Consider the following 19330-nt stretch of genomic DNA (forward strand, 5'->3'; position numbering starts at 1 on the left):
CACAAGTCACTACCGAGGGACGAACATGCGAGATCTTCTGGATACTGCCGCCACCGAAACGGCAACGCCGATCGATGGTACGGACGATCAAATCGCACTCAGCGCGGAAAACGTGGAATTGCCGGTCATCGACCTGACCGGCCTGCATACCGGTTCCCAGGAAGACATGGCCGCGGTGGCCAAAGCCCTGGGTGAAGCGGCCCGCACATCGGGCTTTTTCTACATCAAGAACCATGGCGTTGACCAAGGCCTGATCGATGCAGCCCTGGCCGCCTCGCGCGAATTTCACGACCAGACCCGCAGTTACAAGATGAAGTACTGGTCCGGCTTCACCACGCACCACAGGGGCTATGTACCGTTTGAGGAAAACGGCTCCGATTTTCCGAAGAAGATCAACTTCAACGAAGCCTGGGACATGTCCTTTGAAGCACCTGCCGACCATCCGGACTACCTAGCCGGCTGGCGCATGACCGGCCCCAATATCTGGCCGGACCTTCCCGGCTGGAAGGAAACCATCTCCAGCTATTACGATGCCATCTTCGGGCTCGGCCTGAAGATGCTGAGCGCGCTGGAATTCGAACTCGGCGTCGAATCCGGCACCTTGATCAAGTACATCAACAATCCGACCTCCCAGCTTCGCCTCCTGAAATATGTCGAAAACGATGTCCCGGCGTCCAAGGACATGGTCGGCATCGGCGCCCACTCCGATTTCGAATGTTTCACAATCCTGCTCCAGGGCGGCCCGGGTCTGCAGGTGCTCAATGCGGACGACTACTGGATGGAGGCTCCGCCCCTTCCCGGCACCTTCATCGTCAATATCGGCGATATCTTCGAGACCTGGTCCGGCGGCCAGTACAAGTCGACCCAGCATCGGGTGGTCAATTCCGGCCGGGAGCGTTACTCCATGCCCCTGTTCTTCGGCCTCGACTATGACGCCGTGGTCGAACCGCTGCCGAAGTTCCGCACGCCGGAGACGATCGAAAGATACCCGCCGATCAAGGCCGGCGAGCATCTGATGCGCATGACCGTGAACGCCTTCCGCTACATGGCGGACGCCTACGCCAAGGGCAAGATCAAGCTCGACTTCGACGTACCGGAAGACAATCCGTTCAAGCGCAAGGCAAAGCAGATCGACCGGACCGGCGTCGCAGCCGAGTAATCGCTATTAGCGATAGATCTTTCTAAGAAAATCCGGCCGGAGTTCTCCGGCCGGACCTGATGTCCCTTCCCCTCAGAGCTCCGCAAACGTCTTGCCGCTCTCCGCAAGCCGCCGCAGCAGCGGCGACGCCTTCCACGCGACCGGGTCTTCCTCGGCGAAGGCGTCGATATTCGCGAGCACCTTATCCAGACCGATCTGATCGGCGTGGAACATCAGCCCGCCGCGCCAGCGCGGGAAGCCGTAACCGTGCACCGTTACCAGATCGATGTCGCTGGCCCGATGGGCAATCCCTTCCTCAAGGATATCGGCGGCCTCGTTGATCATGGCGCAGACGAGCCGGGTGCGGATTTCGTCGGGGGTGTAATCGCGTCGCGTCACCTTGGCGAAATGCGCTTCCTCGCGGACGAGATCCTCCACCAGCGGATCGACCACCGTTCCGCCTCCACCGGGATACCGGTACCAGCCCACGCTGGTCTTCCGGCCGAGCCGTCCCTCGTGGACCATCCGGTCGGCAATCGGGATGTAACGGCGGTTCGGATCGCGGGTTGCCGCCTGCCGTTTTCGGTTGGCATAGGCAATGTCGAGACCGGAGAGGTCCTGCGCCTCGTAGGGACCCATCGGATAGCCGAAGTCCACCATCGCCTCGTCGACTTCCCAGGGGTTCGACCCGTCCATCATCACCGTATCGGCCGCTTCCCGGTAACGGGCCAGGATCCGGTTGCCGATGAAACCGTCGCAGACGCCGGAGAGAACGGGAATTTTCCGCAGCCGTTTGGCAACTGCAAAGCCGGTGGCAAGCGCCGTGTCGGCGCTGGCCGAACCTCGCACGATTTCCAGAAGCTTCATGATGTGGGCAGGACTGAAGAAATGCAGACCGACTACACGCGCCGGGTTCGAAACGCTCGCCGCGATCTCGTTGATATCCAGATAAGAGGTGTTGGTCGCAAGCACTGCGTCTTCCGGCAGCGCCTTTTCAAGGTTGGCGAAGACGGTCTTCTTGACGTCCATGTCTTCGAACGCCGCCTCGATCGCCAGTTGCGCGGGCGGAAGGTCGTCGTAGCCGGTCACAATGGCAATGCGGGCCTTGCACGCCTCGGCCTGTTCCGCCGTCAAGAGCCCCCGCTTCGCCGCTCCATCGGCCAGCCGGGCCACGTTGGCGGCCGCCCGCTCCGCTCCATCCGCGTCGGTTTCGACGATGGTGGCGCTGATGCCCGCACTGTCGAGCGCATAGGCAATGGAGGCGCCCATATTGCCGCCGCCAACCACAATAGCCTGTCGGACATCGGCAGCCTCGGCAGAAGCAATCGGTTCCGGTACCTTTGCTCCCCGCTCCGCAAAGAAGATATGCCTCAGGGCCTTCGCCTGATCGCCTGATCGCAGCCGCAGGAAGGCTTCCCGCTCCCGCGTCAGGGCGTCCGTGAAGGGCGTATTGGCAGAAGCGGCGACCAGATCGATGGCTTCAAGAGGCGCCGTCTGCCCGCGCATCCGCTTCGAAGCCTGTGCCCTGGCGGCTTCCACTGCCGCTTCGTCAGCCTCCGGCGCGGCCCGTTCGGCGAGCGGAACAACACTTGAGAATACGTCCGCATCCAGACCAAGCGCAGCCTCAACCGGATCGTCCTCGATCCGGTCGATCAAACCGATTTCAAGAGCCGCTTTGGTCTTCAGCACCTTGCCCTGCGGGATGATGTCGAGCGCGGCTGCCATGCCGATCAGTCGCGGCAGGCGCTGGGTTCCGCTGGCGCCCGGAACCACGCCAAGCGTCACTTCCGGCAGGCCGATGGTGGATTTCGGCGAGGCGATCCGGTAGCGGCAGGCGAGCGCGATTTCTGCACCGCCGCCTAGGGCCGCGCCGTTGATCGCCGCGATCCAGGGAACTGAACTTGCCTCGATTGCGTTGATCACATCCGGCAGATGCGGCTCGACCGGCGGCAGGTCGAATTCGCGGGTATCCGCGCCTGCGCAAAAGATCTTGCCGGCTCCGGTCACGATCACCCGATCCACATCGCCGGCGGCCGAGAGACCGGTCACCGCGTCGAACAGCCCCTTGCGGATCTCGGCGGAGATGCCGTTGACGGGAGGGTTATCAATCAAAACGATAGCGGCGGTTCCCCGCCTTTCGATCGTTACCGGCATCTACGCTTACCTTTCAGTTGCAACTGCCTGTGCAAGTCTTTGTTTGTTCGTTGGAATAAAGAGTGAAATCGAGGCCGTGGGGCAGCCGAAGCCGCCCTGGCTCAAGGGATTGCTGTAAGAGATGCTGCGGGAAGGAAACAAGGCTTCAGAAGATACCGAGGTCCCGGATCGTTGCCGTCAGATCCTGCAGGCTGTCCTCAACGCTCTTGCCGCTGGTGTTGACGATGCTTTCCGCCTTCGCATAAAGCACCTCACGGCTCGTCAGGATGGACTTCAGCTCTTCCATGGCTTTCGGATTGCCTGCCATGGGACGTTCGTCACCCTGACCGCGCACCCGGTTCATGTGCTCTTCCGGCGACGCCTTGAGCCAGATCGTGTGGAAATTCCGCAGGAGGAAGCCGTAGGTCTCCGGCTCCGACACGATGCCCCCGCCGACAGCCAGAACCACAGAGTCCGAAGTGGCCACGACACGTTCGATGGCCTGACGTTCCAGCCGGCGATATCCTTCCTGGCCGTAAAGCGCCATGAGTTCGCTGACCGGCATGCCGCTCTGCTCTTCGATGTCCCGGTTGAGCTCGATAAAGGGAACCGACAGCTCCTCGCCGAGAAGACGTCCTAGCGTCGACTTGCCTGCGCCGCGCAAGCCGATCAGGCAGATGCGTTGGCGGCGAAGCTGCGCCGGCCGGCCCGGATCGAGGATCTGCATGACCCGCTGCCGCTGTTCGGTCGTCGCCTGACGGTAGAACTCGGCAACCCGGGCGGTTTCCGAACTCCACGGATCATCTTCGCCGACCAGCCATTCCACGCGATGGTCGAGCGCATTGGCGACCTTGAACAGCAGCGCGATCGAGATATTCCCGCCGCCGCTTTCAAGCTGGGCAAGGTAGCGCTGGGAGACCCCGGAGAGCTCCGACAGAACCCGACGGGCAATGCCTTTCCGCTCACGCGCCTTGCGCACCCGTTCGCCGACGGCAGCGACAAAGGCATCCACGTCGCCTTCGCGCGACACAAGCCGCTCGTCGGGTACCACCTCGCCGCGAAAGTTCGTGATCTCGTTCATCACCGGGTCCGATTGCGTTCTTATAAACGCAAACTATTCGCCGCTATGACGATGTGCAATATATTTCCAGATCGGTTCCAAATTCTCCCCCTTTTATCGAAAACACGCTTAATCGACGACCAGCGCCTCCAGTTTGGCTCTCATGTCATCCGGCGCCGGTATCTTGCGGTGTGCTTCCGCCTCGACGAACACCTCTACGAATTCGCCTTCGAAACACAAGACACCGTCCTGCAGGCCGCGGACCGAAAACCGTATTGAACTTTCCCCAAGCTTCAGCAGCCGTACTTCACAGACAAGCGGATGGCGCGGGGTGACCGGACTGCGGAAATCCATCGACAGGTGCACGAAGGGCGTGCCGACGTTGCGTTCGACATTGCCGCGAAACCAGTCGTAGCCAGTGTGCACGAGCCACCATTCGTCGATCGCCTCGAGAGCGAAATACGGCAGGCGCCCGGTATAGGCGATCTTCGCTGGATCGCAGTCCGCCCACCGCACGGTGATGACGTGCGTGAAGACTTTCGATTGCGAAGCGCGGTTTGAAATATCATCCATCAATAGGTCTCTACGTGATAACGGCCTTCTTCCCGCATCCCGTTTCGCACATCGGTCCAGTTCAGTCCATTTCGCCGTGCGATATCCGCAAAGGCGCTTTCCACCCCTTCTTCCATGGAACGCAGGCCGCAGATGTAGATGTAGGCGTTCGGATCTTTCAGCAAATCGCCTACGGTCGCAGCCTCCTCGCGCAACTTGTCCTGGACGTATTGTTTCGGCTCGCCCTCGATCCGGCTGAACACCAGATGCTTGCGCAGCATCGTTTCCGGTACCTTCTTCAGAGGCCCGAAATACGGCAGGGATTGCGGGGTCCGCGCACCGAAGAACAGGGTCATGCCTCCGGACCGCCCGGCCGCATTGCGCTGGCGGCGCATGGTGAAGGCCCGGAACGGCGCGGATCCGGTGCCCGTGCAGATCATCAGGAGTTTTGCATCCGGATCGTCCGGCATCAGGAAGGTCGCTCCGAAAGGCCCGGTGACCTGAACCTTGTCGCCGACCTTCAGGTCGCAGACGTAATTGGAGCAGACGCCATTCGGCTCCCGCTTCACCGTCAGGGACAGGTTGTTGTAGTTCGGCCGTTCGCCGTCGCGCGGGCTTGAAACCGAGTAGAGACGCGGCAGGTGGGGTTTGCCGTTGTCGTCGGTGCCCGGCGGAATGATGCCGATGCTCTGGCCTTCGAGAACCGGGAACGGGTGGCCGTCGAAATCCAGGATGATATGACGAACGTCGCTGTCCGCGCCTTCCGCCGTCAGCTGGTAATTGCCCTGAACCGTCGCTTCGGCCGGTTTGCCGATCGTATAAAGATTGACGGAAGGCTTCGAAGCCGATGCGGGCGCCTTCGACTTGCCGCCGGCACCGGAGTGGGCCTCGGCGAGCAGGGCCGCCATTTGCTCGTCCAGCGCCTCGATGGACGTGTCGACGCCGCTCCCGGCAGGACCGAAGTCCTGCTGTTCCGGCAATTCCATCCAGGAAAACTGATCTTCGACGGAGTAAGGCGTTTCGACAACGCGCCATTCGTCGATGGACCCGGTCGGGCACACCGGAATGCAGTCCATGCAGAAATTGCATTTGTCGAAATCGACCACGACATTGCTGTCGTCGTGCACAATCGCCTCGACCGGACAGGTCATTTCGCAGGTGTAGCAGCGAATGCAGATTTCCGGATCGATCAGGTGCTGTTTTTGAGGTTGGCTCATCGGTCCTCCCGCAGCGCTCTTTCCGGCGCTTTGTTATGTAGGGAGCGCGGTATGGGCGCGCTCCCCTGTTTCCGGCGTTACGCCATGTGAAGCTTCACATATTCGAAATCGCCGGGCTTGTTGTTGATGCCGACCTTGGGCGGTGCGATCCAGCTGGCATATTTACCCGGCTCACGTTCCGGCTTCATCAGGGACTGGATGAAATCGCCGTCGGCATGGGTCGGCAGCCAGTTCTTCATGCCCTCGTCGTATTCGGCCCCGGTGACATGTTCGCCGTCCGGGTTGAACAGCTTGTCGGCGAAGACACCGATCTTGCGGTTGAAGGATTCATGCGGCAGCTTCATCTCGAACTGGATGCCGGCCTTTTCGATGATCTTGTTCCAGCGGCCGACGCCGCCCGATGCATCGCGGGTGTAATCGTCGCGCAGGCGCATGTTGATCGCCGTCAGGGCCGGCACATCGCGGGTGATGATCCTGTCGCCGTCCACATCGAGAACCTTGTAGGTGTCGCCGGTCAGCTTGTGGTCGTCGTCGAGCCGGCTTTCCATGTACCGGCCCTTGATCCCTGCGTTGAAGGCATTGGCCGCATTGGTGGACACCTCCTGGCCGAACAGGTCCAGGGACAGGGTGTAATGCAGGTTCAGCTTCTTCTGGATCGTCGGAAGATCGATGACGCCGAGTGCGCGGATCCGGTCGGTGTCATAGGGGTCCTCGATGCCGTTCTCGTTCATCACCTGGCAGGTGCGCTCGATGGTACGCCCGACGCCGGTTTCCCCGACGAACATGTGATGGGCTTCTTCCGTCAGCATGAACCGGCAGGTGCGTGACAGCGGGTCGAAACCGGACTGGGCCAGGCTTTCCAGCTGCATCTTGCCGTCCCGGTCGGTAAAGTAAGTGAACATGAAGAAGGACAGCCAGTCCGGGGTTTCCTCGTTGAAGGCCCCCAGCATGCGCGGGGCTTCTTCCGACCCCGACTGGCGCCGCAGCAGATCGTCCGCTTCCTCACGGCCATCGGCGCCGAAATACTTGTGCAAGAGATAGACCATGGCCCAAAGGTGGCGGCCCTCTTCCACGTTCACCTGGAACAGATTGCGCATGTCGTAGAGCGACGGCGCGGTCAGGCCGAGGAAGCGCTGCTGTTCGACCGAAGCCGGCTCGGTGTCGCCCTGGATCACGATCAGGCGGCGCATCAGGGCACGGTATTCGCCCGGAACTTCCTGCCAGGCCGGCTCGCCCGCATGCTCGCCGCACGGGATCCTGCGGCCCTCGACCTGCGGCGCAAGCAGAACGCCCCAACGGTATTCCGGCATTTTCACATAATCGAACTTCGCCCAGCCCTTGGGATCCACGCTGACGGCCGTGCGCAGATAAACCAGGCTCTGCTGAAAATTCTCCGGAATGAGATCGTTCCACCAGTTGATATAGCCGGGATGCCACTTTTCCAGGGCCTTCAGCACCCTCTTGTCCGAGGAAAGCCCGACGTTGTTGGGTATCTGCGTATCGTAGCTGACATTGATCAGATCAAGCATTTCGGTGTCTCCCTTAAAATTCCTGTCGCCGGCCGCTCAGACCCGGCGCATGTCGTATTCACCGCGCACGCCGGTGCCGTAACGCTGCAACGCACCGCTCTCGCCGACCGCATTCGGGCGCTGGAAGATCCAGTTCTGCCAGGCGGTCAGGCGGCCGAATATCCGGGTTTCCATGGTCTCCGGACCGGCAAAACGCAGATTGGCCTCCATGCCGGTCATTGCATCCGGCGAGAAACTCGCCCGCTCCTCCAGGAAGATGCGGACCTCGTCCTCCCAATCGACATCGTCATAGGCAAAGGTCACCAGGCCGAGATCATTGGCGTCGAAGGCTTCAAGCGCTTCACCGACATGTTCGCGGGCAGCATCGACACGCTCCGGCTCGCCGAGGAACCGGGTCTCCAGCCGCGTCAGATCGTTCGACATCGGATAGGGGCCGAAATTGCCATCCGTCAGGGTGATGGTGGCAACGGGGCGATTGTCGCCTTCGAAATCGCCTTCCATCATGTAGCTGCGGTCGCAGGCAAAAAGGATTTCGGCCAGGAAGCCGGCAAAGCAGGAGCCGTTCTCGATCATCGCCACCAGCGAGCGCGACGTCAGGTCGATGCGCTTCAGCACCCGCTTCCAGTAGAGCAGGATTTCCCGGGACAGCCAGTCGGCGTCCCTGTTGTCGAGAAGGAATTTCTCGTGCGCCACAACCTTTTCCGGATCGCCCTGGGACTTGAAGACGACCACGCCGACCTCAAGCTCGTTGAGGCGCAGGTGCAGAATGGCGTCGTCCAGTTCCCGCGCCAGGCGGAGGATCCAGGCTGACGCCCCCTCTTCATGCAACGCGTCCACGGAAGCCGGAGCGTCGCCGTCCGGTCCGGTGATCATGATCGTTGCAATGCCCTTGGCCCGATCGACCTGAACCTCGACCAGCGAATAGATAACGGAACCGTCGTCCTCGAACCGCCGATCCAGCGGGGTGAGTTCGATGCCCTTGGCGCCCGTATTCCGGGTTTCGCCTCCGGCAATTTCCTTTGCCCGTTCAGCCACTTTCTCGTCGAACTTGGAGTTCGGCACCACTTCGTCCACAAGGCGCCAGTCGACCGCGCGGCGGCCCTTCACGCCTTCCTCGGTGGAACAGAATACGTCGGCCAGGTCCCGGCGCACCTTGCGCTTGTCGGTGACCCGGGTCAGACCGCCGGTACCCGGCAGCACGGCCAGCAGCGGCACTTCCGGAAGCGCAACAGTCGTGGAGCCGTCGTCGGTCATGATGATCCGGTCGCAGGCGAGCGCCAGTTCGTAACCGCCGCCGGCGCAGGCGCCCTTGACCGCAGCAATATAATGCTGGCCGGATTCGGCACCCGCCGCCTCGAACGTATTGCGGGTTTCATTGGTGAATTTGCAGAAGTTGACCTTGTGCGCATGCGCGGCACCGCCCAGCATGCGAATGTTCGCGCCGGCGCAAAAGACATTGGGCTTGCCCGAGCGAAGCACCACGGAAGCCACTTCCGGATGCTCGAAACGCATGCGCTGAACGACATCCGCCAGTTCGATATCGACACCCAGATCATAGGAGTTGAGCTTCAGCTCATAGCCGTCGAACAAGCCGCCCTTTTCATCCACGTCCATATAGAGCGTCGCCACCGGACCGTCATATTCGACACGCCAGTGCCGGTAACGCGAAGGGTCTGTTTGAAAATCGATACGTTTGGTCACCTGTTTACTCCCGCTCCGTCCAAGCAATTATGCATTATAATGCTCTTCCTTTGAAAAGCAACGCCGAAACAAGAATTTTAATGCACTTTTTACTCGTTGTTTTTCAATGTGTTGAGAGATTATCCGCCAAATTGGCGTATTATGTATTATATTTCACATTCGATTATCAGGCGGACCGGCGCCCTGCCTTCGGCAAGATTCGCAGCGGCCCGCAGCGCCACGTCTTTCTCCAGTCCCATCAGCCGCGTGCTCCGGCCTTCCGGATAGGCCTCTTCCAATGCGGCCCGGCACAAATCCGCAATCCGAAGCCGTGCCCTCGGCTGATCCATGGTCTCCTTCAGGCAACCGTTGGCCAGCTGGATAACCGCCTGAACGAGGCGCCGTTCCCGGCTGTTCGGCGGCGCATTGAGCCAGACCTGCTCCAGCACCTCATGCGCCTCCCAGAAATAGCCCTCGTTCAAAAGCCGGATCCCGTAGCACCATGCCGTGTTGTCTCCAGCCGTCCCCGACGACGTGACCGCGGGTGCAGTCGCCTTGACCCCGGCGAATGCCCCTTCAGCCGGCCGTTCGTTCCGGCCCGGAATGTGCCGGTAGTCCGGCAAGGGAAAATCCGCCGCACCCATCGCCGCTCACAGCGCCGCTTCCGCGGCGCGCTCCGCTAGACCGTTGAAGGCCGACGGCGAGCCCTGGATCGCGCTGCGCTGCATGTGCAGCCGCAGACCCCGCAGTCCGCCCAGTTCCTCACCGCCACCGGCCCGACCGGGTCCGCCGTGCACACACTGCGGCATGACGATCGAATGGCCGGTGTGATTACGCCCTGTCTCATCATCCACCATCAGGATCCGGCCATGCCAGGGCCCCAGTCCGACCGCTGTCTGCATCCGTGCATCGGCATCGTTCGAAAACAGGCTCAAGGCCAGCGAGCCGCCGCCGTTCGCCGCGATCTTCAACCCGTCTGCAATCCCGTCATAGGGCATGACCGTCGCGCATGGACCGAAGACTTCCACCGAATGGACCAGTTCCGCACCGTGCGGATCGTTACAGGCGAGCAGCGTCGGCGCGACAAAGGCTCCTGCCCCGTCAAGCTCTGCCGGAATGCCACCGCCTGTCAGGACACGCGCCTCGCTGCCCAACCGGGAAATCCCTTCCAACGCGTCCTGTTGCTGCCGCTTGTTGACCAGCGGACCGACGCGAACCGCCTCGTCGGCCGGATCACCGACCGGGAAGCGGGAAACCGCCGCTACGACCGCCTCGGAGAACGCATCCAAATGGCCTTTGGGCACAAGGATACGCCGGATATTGGTGCAAAGCTGCCCGGCCTTCACCGACAGCGCCTTGCCGGCCTCGCGGACAGCAAGATCGAACAGGGCATCACCAGGCGCCACATCCGGCGCGAGGATCGTGGCATTGACGCTGTCTGCCTCGATGGTCACGCGTGCGCCACTGCTGAGGACGACCGGATGCGAGCGGATCGTGGATCCGGTATCTGCAGACCCGGTGAAGGCGACGGAATCCATCGGCCCGAGGGCATCGAGCAGGCCTACGCCGTTGCCGCACACCAGATTGAACGCGCCGGCCGGGACCACATTGGCGGCAATGACGTCGCGCATCATTTCGTGGGACAGCCATGCCGTCGCCGTCGCGGGCTTGGCCATGCTCGGCACGCCGGCAATGGTCGCAGCCGCAATCTTTTCCCACATGCCCCAGGACGGGAAGTTGAACGCGTTGATCTGCAAGGCAACGCCCGGCCGCGACGTCCACAAATGACGGGAGAAGAACACCGGGTCCTTGGCCAGTTGATCCTGACCGGTTTCGAGAACCGTCGTCGCATCGCCGAGGGATTTGCCGAGGCGGGCATAATATTTCAGCGTGCCGATACCGCCGTCGATATCGATGGAGGCGTCGACCTTTGTATTGCCGCTGTTGATCCGGGCAATGTCCTCGTACCTGGCGCGGTTCTCGCTCAGAACATCGGCTACCGCCTTGAGCAGCGCGCCCCGCTCGGCGAAGCTCATGGACCTTAAGGCGCTACCGCCCTTTTCCCGGGCGAATGCCATTGCACCGGCCAGGTCCAGCCCGCTCGCATCCGCGTGCGCGACGGTCTCTCCGGTGACCGGATTGATCAGCGGACGGCCGTCCGCGGCGCCCGGAGTCCATTTTCCCGAAATCAGGTTCTCGAGCTTCATGCGATCTCGACCTCCGCAGTTTCGATGCGCTCAAGGCGCGCGCAGAATTCAGAGATCGCCGCCAGGGTTTTCTCCGGCTGTTCCAGGAAGGGCGAATGCTTGCAGTCTGCCAGGATCTCGACATCGACCGGCGAATAGATCCGGTTCTCGATTTCCTCAATCTGCGCCAGCGTACCGTATTGATCGTCGGCGCCCTGGATGGCGAGCACCGGAATGCGCAGGTAATCGATTGCCTCGGCGATATTCCACGACTTGAACCCGGGATCGAGCCAGGCGTCATTCCAGCCGCGAAACGCGTTGTCGACGTCCTTGTGGTACTTCGCAAGCCTGAAGCGGAGATCACCGGTCTCGTAAGCCTCTTTCGCCTCGGCGATGGATTTCAGTCCGCCTTCCTCGGTAAAGAAATGCGGCGCCATCAGCACCAGACCGCGAACCCGGTGGTCCTCCACGCTGCCGGCATAGATCGCCGCGATCGACGCACCGTCGCTGTGACCGACAAGGATACCGTGTTTGAACCCGATGGTGTCGAGCACCCCAGGCAGCACATGCACGGCCTCGCGGGTCATGTAGTCGAGCGGCCGTGGCAGGTCGACCGTGTCGGATTGCCCATAACCGCCACGGGACCACGCGAAGACACCGAAACCGGTCGCCTCCACCAGCTTCTTCGGAAACTCACGCCACAAAGCCACACAGCCGAGGCCTTCATGCAGCAGGACGATGGTCGGCGCCTGATCCGGCGATGGACCGTAACAGACCGCCTCCAGGGATTTGCCGTTCACGGTGATGGTGGTTGCAACACCATCACGCCACTCGAACTCAGGCATGGTAATCGTCCCTCAGTTTGAAACGCTGGATCTTGCCGGTCGCGGTCTTCGGCAGATCCGGAACGACCTCCACCCAACGGGGATATTTCCACTTGCCGATGTGTTCCTTGACGATTTCCTTCAGCTCTTCAGGCAGATGATCGCCGGTAAAGCCGTTCTTCAGGACGACAAAGGCCTTGGGCTTCTCCAGCCCCTCCTCGTCCCTTGCCGCGACCACGGCCGCTTCCAGAACCGCCGGATGGGACACCAGCGCCTGCTCGATTTCAAATGGCGCGACCCAGATGCCGCTGACCTTGAACATGTCGTCCGTCCGGCCGCAGTAGACCAGCCGTCCGCTTTCGGTCACCTCGTATTTGTCCCCGGTCCGGGTCCACGCGCCTTCGAAGGTCGACCGGCTCTTGTCCCGCTGGTTCCAGTAGTCGGAGGCCGAGGACGCGCCCTTGACCAGCAACTCTCCGATGCCGCCGGTGCCGACATCCGCGCCGTTTTCGTCGACGACCCGGATATCGTATCCCGGAACGGCCACGCCCGATGTGCCGTAGACGACATCGCCCGGTCGGTTGGACAGGAAGATGTGCAGCATTTCGGTGGAGCCGACACCGTCGAGGATGTCGCACCCGGTCAGTTCGCGCCAACGGGATCCGACCTTCTCCGGAAGCGCTTCACCGGCGGAAATGCAGCGGCGCAGCGGCGCAGAAATGCTTCCCTGGCCGCTGTCGATATGGGCCAGAAGTGCTGCATAAAGAGTCGGAACGCCGCAGAACACGGTCGGCTTGTAGGTATCCAGAACCTTGCAGACGGAATCCGGGGTCGGACGGGCGTCCAGCAGCACCGTGGTCGCGCCGACGGACATGGGAAAGGTCATCGCATTGCCCAGACCATAGGCAAAGAAAAGCTTGGCAACGGAATAGACAATGTCGTCGTGCGCGATGCCAAGCACCTGGGCGCCGTAGGTATCCGCTGTAAATTTCAGATTGCCGTGAACATGGCGCACGCCCTTGGGCTGGCCGGTCGAGCCGGAGGAATAGAGCCAGAACGCGCATTCGTCAGACGACACATCGATCGGTTCGCGGAACGAGCTGGCAGCAAGTTCCTTGCGAAAGGACAGATGGTCTCCCTCCTCCGCTCCGCCGATGACGAAGATCCGTTCCAGACACGGACAATTCGCCAGGACCGGCTCGATGACCGGCAGCAGCTGCGCGGACACGAACAGCGCCCGCGCCCGGCTGTCCTTCAGGATCGTCTCGTAGACATCCGATCCGAGCAGCGTGTTCAGCGGAACAGGGACAACGCCGGCCTTCAGGCTGCCCCAGAAGATGACCGGAAAAGCGATACAGTCGAGGACCAGCATCGCGACCCGCTCCTCGCGGCGAATGCCGTGGCGCTCGTAGAGATCGGCCACCCGGCCGGTCTCGTGCGACAGGTCCGCGTAGCTGATCTTCACACCGGTTTCGCTTTCGATGAAGGCCGCCTTGTCGCTGTAGTCCTCATCCGCATGCCGGTCCACAAAGTAGACGGCGGCATTCTCGTTCGTAGTCGTCATCGGTCCTCCCTCGCGCGCGTCACCTCCTGCGCGCTGATGCATTATCGTGCCCAGCCGTACTTCAGTAGCCGGACAGAACTCGCGACCTATCGGCCGGTAAACTCGATTGCGCCGTCGGGGAGCAGGTAGAGGACGTAGGCATCTCCTCCCGTGACGGTGGGATGGTGATCGGAACCGGGCCCGTAGACGTACCAGCCCTCGGGAAAGTCATCGAACTTCGGCGACCCTGAAATCGGCATTACGGCGCCGATTTCGCCCGTGGTGTGAACATGATGCGGTCCCTTGACGTCCTTCATCCGCACCACGTCGACGCTGAAGTTCCGGGCTTCCGCGCCCGGTTTCACGGCCCGTCCGAACTTGATGCCGCCCGCCTCGCGGGACATCAGCCAGCCATCCGCCTCGCCTTCCGCACACAGCGATTTCAGTGCGGTGAACGTGTCTCCGTCAGCGGGAAATTCCGAGTTAAGATAAGACGCCAGCGCGTCATCAAGCGGCCGGTCGCCAATACGCTCGGCAATCGTTGATATCGTGTCCAGGAACTGCTGCTTTGACATTCCGTCCTCCTCCTTGTGCCGACAGCGCGATGAGATCCGCCTTAGGCGGTGTTATGCATAATAATACATATTTCAAGAAATTTAAGCAATATAATACACTTCTTAAAAATCGCCTTTTCTCACACGCCAAGCCATTGCCGGTGCAGATCCTCGTCCGCCCGCAGAGCTTCGCAGGTCCCGCTCCAGACGCACTTGCCGCGCCCGAAAACACTGGCCGTGTCGGCAAGCCTGGTAGCGAAATGGAAGTTCTGCTCGACAAGCAGCATGGTCATGCCCTCGCCTTTCAGTTCCTTCAGCTTGTCGAAGATCTGGCGGACGACGATGGGTGCGAGCCCCTCGGTCGGTTCGTCCAGGATAAGCAGCTTCGGGTTCATCACCAGCGCACGGCCGATGGCAAGCATCTGCTGTTCCCCCCCGGACAGCTGATTGCCTCCGTTGTCGCGCCGGCTGGCGAGATTGGGGAAGAAATTGAACACCCGTTCCACCGTCCACTTGCAGTCCGTCCCGGCCGCAAGCCGCGCCGCAAGCCTCAGGTTTTCCAGGACCGACAGGGAACCGAACACATCCCGCGTCTCCGGCACGTAGGCGATACCCATGCGGGCGATGTCGAAGGGCCTGCTCCGGGAAACCGACGCACCATCAAACATGACCTCGCCACTGAAGGATGGCAGCAGGCCGACGATGGTTTTCAAGGTCGTCGTCTTGCCGACGCCGTTCCGGCCGAGAATGGCGTGAAACCGCCCCTCGTCGACGGTGAGATCGACGCCATGAATGACCTGGGTCTCGCCGTAGCCGGCGTGAAGATCGCGAACCTCAAGCATCGCCCTGCCAATCGCCCAGATAGATTTCCCTGACCACGTCGCTTCCCTTTGTCTCCTCGGGCGTGCCTTCAAACACCACCTCGCCGTAGTTCAGGACGGTGATCCTGTCGGCCACGTCGAAGCCGAGATCGAGATCATGCTCGATGATGACGATCGTTAATTCGCGGGGCAGCGTGGCAATCAGCTTGTGGAAGGCATCGATCATGCCCGGACCGACACCGGAGGTCGGCTCGTCCATCAACAGGAGCTTCGGCTTCGTGGCGAGCGCCAGCCCCACCTCAAGCTGCCTGCGGTTGCCATAGGAGGCATGCGCGACCCCGAGATCGAGCCGGTCACTGAGACCGACCATTTCGGCCACTTCCTCAACCGTCTCCCGGATAGCGCGGCTCTCGTGCGCACGAGAGAAACAGGAAAAGGTCCTGCCCTGGGCCGTTGCGGCGGCAAGCGCGAGGTTCTCGCCGACGGTCAGTCCTTCGAACAGGTTGTTCTTCTGGTAGCTGCGCGACAGTCCGCGCCGTGCGCGCTGTTCCACATTCAGGTTGGTTATCGGTTTGCCGTCGAGCAGGATCTCGCCGGACGTCGGCTGCAAGGTACCGGCAAGAAGGTTGAACAAGGTGGTTTTGCCTGCCCCGTTCGGCCCGAGAACCACCCGCCGCTCGCCCTTTTCAAGCGCCATGTGGATATGGCGCGAGACCCGCAGACCGCCGAAATTCTTGCTAAGATCACGGACCTCAAGCATTGGCGTCGCTCCGGGCCTTGCGCTGGAGGACATGTTCCACCTGGCCGTAGACGCCGCGCCCGCCGGCCATTACGGCCGCAATCAAGAACAGCCCGATCACCAGATGCCAGTGCTCGGTGTAGTCACTCACCTGCTGTTTCAGGAAGACGAGAAGGGCCGCGCCCGCAATGGGACCTGCGAGCGTTCCAAGACCGCCGAGGATGACAACGATCAGCACTTCACCGGACACGGTCCACACCAGCAGCTCCGGCGAGACGAACAGCGTGTGCTGGGCCGCCAGAATGCCGGCGGAGCCGGCGAGAAGCGAGGAAAATGAAAACGCGACCGCCTTGTGTTTCCAGACACTGAGGCCGAGGGCCCGCATCCGGTCCTCGTTGGAATGGACCCCGATCAGCGTCCGGCCGAAACTGCTGCGCAGCACATAGGCAGCCACCGCATAGACGATCAGGACCACCAGCAGGCAGAACAGCGCGAACTCGACGGAACCGTTCATGTTGAGACCGATGGCGGAAAAGTCGTAGCGCGACACGCCGGACATTCCGTCGTCGCCGCCGAGCGCCTTCCATTCGAAGACGACCACGTAGGCCATCTGCCCGAAGGCGAGCGTTGCCATGATGAAGAAGATGCCGGAAATATTGGCCGTCACCGCACCGACCACAAGGCCGAACGCGGCCGTGGCGGCAAGGGCTGCAAGGGTCGCGGTAAAGCCGTCGAAACCGGCAAGCGCCGTGAGGCCGGCGAAGGTATAGGCGCCGATCCCGGCGATTGCGCCATGGCAGAGCGAAACCATGCCGCCGTATCCGGCCACGAAATCCAGGCTGATCGCGAGGATCGCGAGGACGGCAATCTCCACGACGATTTCACCCGCAAAATAGCCGCCAAGGATCGCGTACAAAGCCAGCGCGGCAAGGATCACGATCACCGTGACCGACTTGAGGGGTGTCTGATAGAACATGCGCTAGCTCCTGGCCGGCAACAGGCCGGCCGGCTTGGCAATGAGGACGATTGCGAGCAGCACATAGACCAGCACGGACGCAAATCCCGGCAGGACCACGGCTCCGAACGTCTGAATGAAGCCGATGATCAACGATCCGACGATGGCGCCGCCAAGGCTTCCAAGCCCGCCGATCACCACCACGATCAGAGTCGGGATGAGGATGTCGGTCGCCATGGACGGCGTTGCCGAGAAAACCGGTGCCGCCACGGCACCGGCAAGCCCCGCCAGCGCACAACCGACACAGAAGACGGCAAAGAACAGGCGTTCGACGTTGATGCCGAGGCAGGAGGCCATGGCGTCATTTTCAACGCCTGCGCGGACCATGGCGCCGATCTGTGTGCGCGAAAGGACGAGACTGAGCGCGACCATTACAACAAGTCCGACCGCGATAATGAAAAGCCGGTAGGCCGGATAGGAGACGCCGAAAATCTCTGCCGGGCCGGACAGGATCGCCGGCTGCTCCATGCCGAGGGCGATATCGCCCCACAGAATGCGCACCAGATCGACCAGCACGAAGATCAGGCCGAAAGTCACCAGAACCTGGTTCATCGGCCCCGCCCTGCGCATGCGTCGAATGACGGCGACGTAGAGAAAGATCCCGACGATCGTGACGGCGAGTGGTGCCGCGATCAGCGCGAGCCAGAAGTTGCCAAGGGAGGCCGCCGCACTGACCCCCACATAGGCCCCTACCATGTAGAGGGCGCCGTGGGCCAGATTGACGAAATGCATGAGACCGAAAATGATCGTCAGACCGATCGAAAGCAGAAACAGCAGCATGGAAAGCTGCATTCCATTGAGGAACTGCGTCAGCCAGAAGTCGGCATCCGCAACCATATTCGCCCCTCCCACCGAATATCTTATTGGCAGAGCCCGGCGCGGGCGACCCGCGCCGGGCGTTCTTTTATATTACTTCAGTGTACAGCCATTGGCCGGATCGCGCACCAGACCGATGGTGCCGATCATCTTCTGCGTCAGCCCGTCGCCGTCTGCGACGGTTTCATAGACGTAGATGTTCTGAATGACGTTGTTGGTCGCCGGATCGATAGTCAGCGGTCCGCGCGGCCCGGAATAGGACACCTTGGAAAGCTGCTCCGTGATCGACGCCCGGTCGGTCGCCCCAGCCTTGACGGCTTCGACGAGAACACGGCCTGCATCATAGCCCTGGACGGCGAACTCGGACGGCGCACGATCGAACTTCGCCTTGAAGGCAGCCACGAACGCCTTGTTTTCCGGCGTGTTGATGGTCGGCACGTAGTGCAGCGCCGTCGTCACCCCGATTGCCGCCGGACCTTCGGCCGCCACATAAAGCGGAGACGTCAGGAAGCCGGAGCCGTAAAGGGGAATATCCTTCTTCAACCCGAAGGAGTCGTACTGCTTGACGAAAGTGATCGCCTCTTTCCCGGCATAGAAGACGTAGATCGCGTCGGGAGAGGCGGCCTTGGCCTTGGTCAGGTAGGGACCGAAATCCTGGGTCTTGCCAAACGGCGTGTACTCGGAGCCGACGATTTCGCCACCTGCTGCCTTGAAGGATTCCGCGAACGCATCGATCATCTGATGACCGGCCGCATAGTCCGGAGCCAGTGTGTAGACCTTCTTGACGCCGATCCTGGCCATCCACTCGCCCATCGGCCGGTTGATCTGGGCGTTGGAGAAGGACACGCGGGTGATGTAGCGGCTGCAGTTCTTGCCCGTTGCCTCGTCGTTACCGGCATTGGCCACGACCAGCGGCACTTTGGACCCGTCCACGAAGTCACGGACCGCACCGAGAACAGCCGAGGAGACGATACCGACCATGGCATCCACCTCGTCCTGAAGCACGAGCTTGCGCGCCTTGGCCACACCGACCTGGGGCTTGGCTTCGCTGTCTTCGGTAACCAGCTTGAAGTCTTCGGACTTTCCGCCCTCTTCGAGGGCCATATTGAAACCGTCTTCGATTTCCTTGCCCAGGGCAGCATAGGGACCGCTCTTCGGCAGCAGCAGGCCGACCTTGATGTCGGCGGCATGAGCGGTATTCGCGACAAATGCCGCGGATGCGCACGCCATAAGCGCGGCAAGCAGATGGTTCTTCATATTTTCTCCTCCCAGAAAAAAGCGACCCGCTATTCCATCAGTTCGCGGTCGCAACACATTTTATGCATTATATTGCCTATAGAGTTCCCTCTCTTTCGGTTTCTGCAATTTAATACATATCAGGCACGGCTATTCAAGCAATATGTTGCACATTTTAAGGAGGAAGGGAAAACTACGGGAAGGCATTCCCCGGAGCCGCGGAGCCATGCCATCGACAAACCGCCGACGACGCAAATACAGGAATTCAGCCAACTGGATGAACAGAT

Annotated in this window: 17 protein-coding genes; 1 reads left to right on the forward strand and 16 read right to left on the reverse strand. The window is 61.3% G+C overall.

Going from position 1 to position 19330, the window contains the following annotated elements:
• Positions 1-25 precede the first annotated feature (25 nt).
• The gene (locus tag HK439_RS20390) at positions 26-1159 is read left to right on the forward strand and encodes an isopenicillin N synthase family dioxygenase (protein ID WP_190293322.1); all 1134 of its coding nucleotides are present in this window, start codon (positions 26-28) and stop codon (positions 1157-1159) included.
• 72 nt (positions 1160-1231) lie between these two features.
• Here the strand turns inward: HK439_RS20390 and HK439_RS20395 are convergent, their stop codons facing one another.
• From HK439_RS20395 to HK439_RS20470, 16 genes are all read right to left on the reverse strand, one after another.
• On the reverse strand, positions 1232-3250 hold the full coding sequence (locus tag HK439_RS20395; RefSeq protein ID WP_235988033.1) for a 3-hydroxyacyl-CoA dehydrogenase NAD-binding domain-containing protein: 2019 nt from the start codon (positions 3248-3250) through the stop codon (positions 1232-1234).
• A 187-nt stretch (positions 3251-3437) separates the two neighbouring features.
• A complete protein-coding gene (locus tag HK439_RS20400) occupies positions 3438-4352 on the reverse strand; it encodes a helix-turn-helix transcriptional regulator (protein WP_190293324.1) in 915 nt (304 codons plus the stop codon).
• Between the two features lie 108 nt (positions 4353-4460).
• A complete protein-coding gene (locus HK439_RS20405; RefSeq protein WP_190293325.1) occupies positions 4461-4904 on the reverse strand; it encodes an acyl-CoA thioesterase in 444 nt (147 codons plus the stop codon).
• Positions 4904-6100, reverse strand: coding sequence for a benzoyl-CoA 2,3-epoxidase subunit BoxA (boxA, locus tag HK439_RS20410; RefSeq protein WP_190293326.1), 1197 nt, complete (start codon positions 6098-6100; stop codon positions 4904-4906). Before boxA ends, HK439_RS20405 begins: the two co-directional genes overlap by 1 nt.
• Positions 6101-6177: 77 nt before the next feature.
• Entirely contained in the window at positions 6178-7629 is a 1452-nt protein-coding gene (gene boxB, locus HK439_RS20415; protein WP_190293327.1) for a benzoyl-CoA 2,3-epoxidase subunit BoxB, read from the reverse strand.
• Between the two features lie 36 nt (positions 7630-7665).
• Positions 7666-9330, reverse strand: coding sequence for a 2,3-epoxybenzoyl-CoA dihydrolase (gene boxC / locus HK439_RS20420; RefSeq protein WP_190293328.1), 1665 nt, complete (start codon positions 9328-9330; stop codon positions 7666-7668).
• A 146-nt stretch (positions 9331-9476) separates the two neighbouring features.
• Complete coding sequence (locus tag HK439_RS20425) at positions 9477-9953, reverse strand: DUF309 domain-containing protein (protein ID WP_190293329.1); 477 nt, start codon at positions 9951-9953, stop codon at positions 9477-9479.
• Positions 9954-9959: 6 nt separating this feature from the next.
• Positions 9960-11516 (reverse strand): 3,4-dehydroadipyl-CoA semialdehyde dehydrogenase, encoded by a 1557-nt coding sequence (locus HK439_RS20430; RefSeq protein WP_190293330.1) that lies wholly within the window; start codon positions 11514-11516, stop codon positions 9960-9962.
• Positions 11513-12340: an alpha/beta fold hydrolase gene (locus HK439_RS20435; RefSeq protein ID WP_190293331.1), complete on the reverse strand. Its 828-nt coding sequence runs from the start codon at positions 12338-12340 to the stop codon at positions 11513-11515. The genes HK439_RS20430 and HK439_RS20435 overlap by 4 nt, the downstream gene beginning before the upstream one ends.
• On the reverse strand, positions 12333-13883 hold the full coding sequence (locus HK439_RS20440) for a benzoate-CoA ligase family protein (RefSeq protein WP_190293332.1): 1551 nt from the start codon (positions 13881-13883) through the stop codon (positions 12333-12335). The genes HK439_RS20435 and HK439_RS20440 overlap by 8 nt, the downstream gene beginning before the upstream one ends.
• A gap of 86 nt (positions 13884-13969) precedes the next feature.
• Positions 13970-14437, reverse strand: a complete 468-nt coding sequence (locus tag HK439_RS20445) for a DUF4863 family protein (protein ID WP_190293333.1) — start codon at positions 14435-14437, stop codon at positions 13970-13972.
• Positions 14438-14556: 119 nt separating this feature from the next.
• Positions 14557-15258 (reverse strand): ABC transporter ATP-binding protein, encoded by a 702-nt coding sequence (locus HK439_RS20450; RefSeq protein WP_190293334.1) that lies wholly within the window; start codon positions 15256-15258, stop codon positions 14557-14559.
• Positions 15251-15997 (reverse strand): ABC transporter ATP-binding protein, encoded by a 747-nt coding sequence (locus HK439_RS20455; protein WP_190293335.1) that lies wholly within the window; start codon positions 15995-15997, stop codon positions 15251-15253. The genes HK439_RS20450 and HK439_RS20455 overlap by 8 nt, the downstream gene beginning before the upstream one ends.
• The gene (locus tag HK439_RS20460) at positions 15990-16952 is read right to left on the reverse strand and encodes a branched-chain amino acid ABC transporter permease (protein ID WP_190293336.1); all 963 of its coding nucleotides are present in this window, start codon (positions 16950-16952) and stop codon (positions 15990-15992) included. The genes HK439_RS20455 and HK439_RS20460 overlap by 8 nt, the downstream gene beginning before the upstream one ends.
• A 3-nt stretch (positions 16953-16955) precedes the next feature.
• A complete protein-coding gene (locus HK439_RS20465; protein ID WP_190293337.1) occupies positions 16956-17828 on the reverse strand; it encodes a branched-chain amino acid ABC transporter permease in 873 nt (290 codons plus the stop codon).
• Positions 17829-17900: 72 nt separating this feature from the next.
• Positions 17901-19064 carry an ABC transporter substrate-binding protein gene (locus tag HK439_RS20470; protein ID WP_209011957.1) on the reverse strand — a complete coding sequence of 388 codons (1164 nt, stop codon included), beginning with the start codon at positions 19062-19064 and terminating at the stop codon, positions 17901-17903.
• Positions 19065-19330: the final 266 nt, after the last annotated feature.

This window comes from Roseibium aggregatum, assembly GCF_014692675.1.
GTDB classification, from domain to species: Bacteria; Pseudomonadota; Alphaproteobacteria; order Rhizobiales; family Stappiaceae; genus Roseibium; species Roseibium aggregatum_C.

Coding starts and splice junctions, on each gene's coding strand:
- HK439_RS20435 (WP_190293331.1), bottom strand. CDS start 12,340: ATGCCTGAGTTCGAGTGGCGTGATGGTGTTGCAACCACCATCACCGTG.
- boxB (WP_190293327.1), bottom strand. CDS start 7,629: ATGCTTGATCTGATCAATGTCAGCTACGATACGCAGATACCCAACAAC.
- HK439_RS20430 (WP_190293330.1), bottom strand. CDS start 11,516: ATGAAGCTCGAGAACCTGATTTCGGGAAAATGGACTCCGGGCGCCGCG.
- HK439_RS20465 (WP_190293337.1), bottom strand. CDS start 17,828: ATGGTTGCGGATGCCGACTTCTGGCTGACGCAGTTCCTCAATGGAATG.
- HK439_RS20470 (WP_209011957.1), bottom strand. CDS start 19,064: ATGAAGAACCATCTGCTTGCCGCGCTTATGGCGTGCGCATCCGCGGCA.
- boxA (WP_190293326.1), bottom strand. CDS start 6,100: ATGAGCCAACCTCAAAAACAGCACCTGATCGATCCGGAAATCTGCATT.
- HK439_RS20390 (WP_190293322.1), top strand. CDS start 26: ATGCGAGATCTTCTGGATACTGCCGCCACCGAAACGGCAACGCCGATC.
- HK439_RS20445 (WP_190293333.1), bottom strand. CDS start 14,437: ATGTCAAAGCAGCAGTTCCTGGACACGATATCAACGATTGCCGAGCGT.
- HK439_RS20400 (WP_190293324.1), bottom strand. CDS start 4,352: ATGAACGAGATCACGAACTTTCGCGGCGAGGTGGTACCCGACGAGCGG.
- HK439_RS20455 (WP_190293335.1), bottom strand. CDS start 15,997: ATGCTTGAGGTCCGTGATCTTAGCAAGAATTTCGGCGGTCTGCGGGTC.
- HK439_RS20440 (WP_190293332.1), bottom strand. CDS start 13,883: ATGACGACTACGAACGAGAATGCCGCCGTCTACTTTGTGGACCGGCAT.
- HK439_RS20460 (WP_190293336.1), bottom strand. CDS start 16,952: ATGTTCTATCAGACACCCCTCAAGTCGGTCACGGTGATCGTGATCCTT.
- HK439_RS20405 (WP_190293325.1), bottom strand. CDS start 4,904: ATGGATGATATTTCAAACCGCGCTTCGCAATCGAAAGTCTTCACGCAC.
- HK439_RS20450 (WP_190293334.1), bottom strand. CDS start 15,258: ATGCTTGAGGTTCGCGATCTTCACGCCGGCTACGGCGAGACCCAGGTC.
- HK439_RS20425 (WP_190293329.1), bottom strand. CDS start 9,953: ATGGGTGCGGCGGATTTTCCCTTGCCGGACTACCGGCACATTCCGGGC.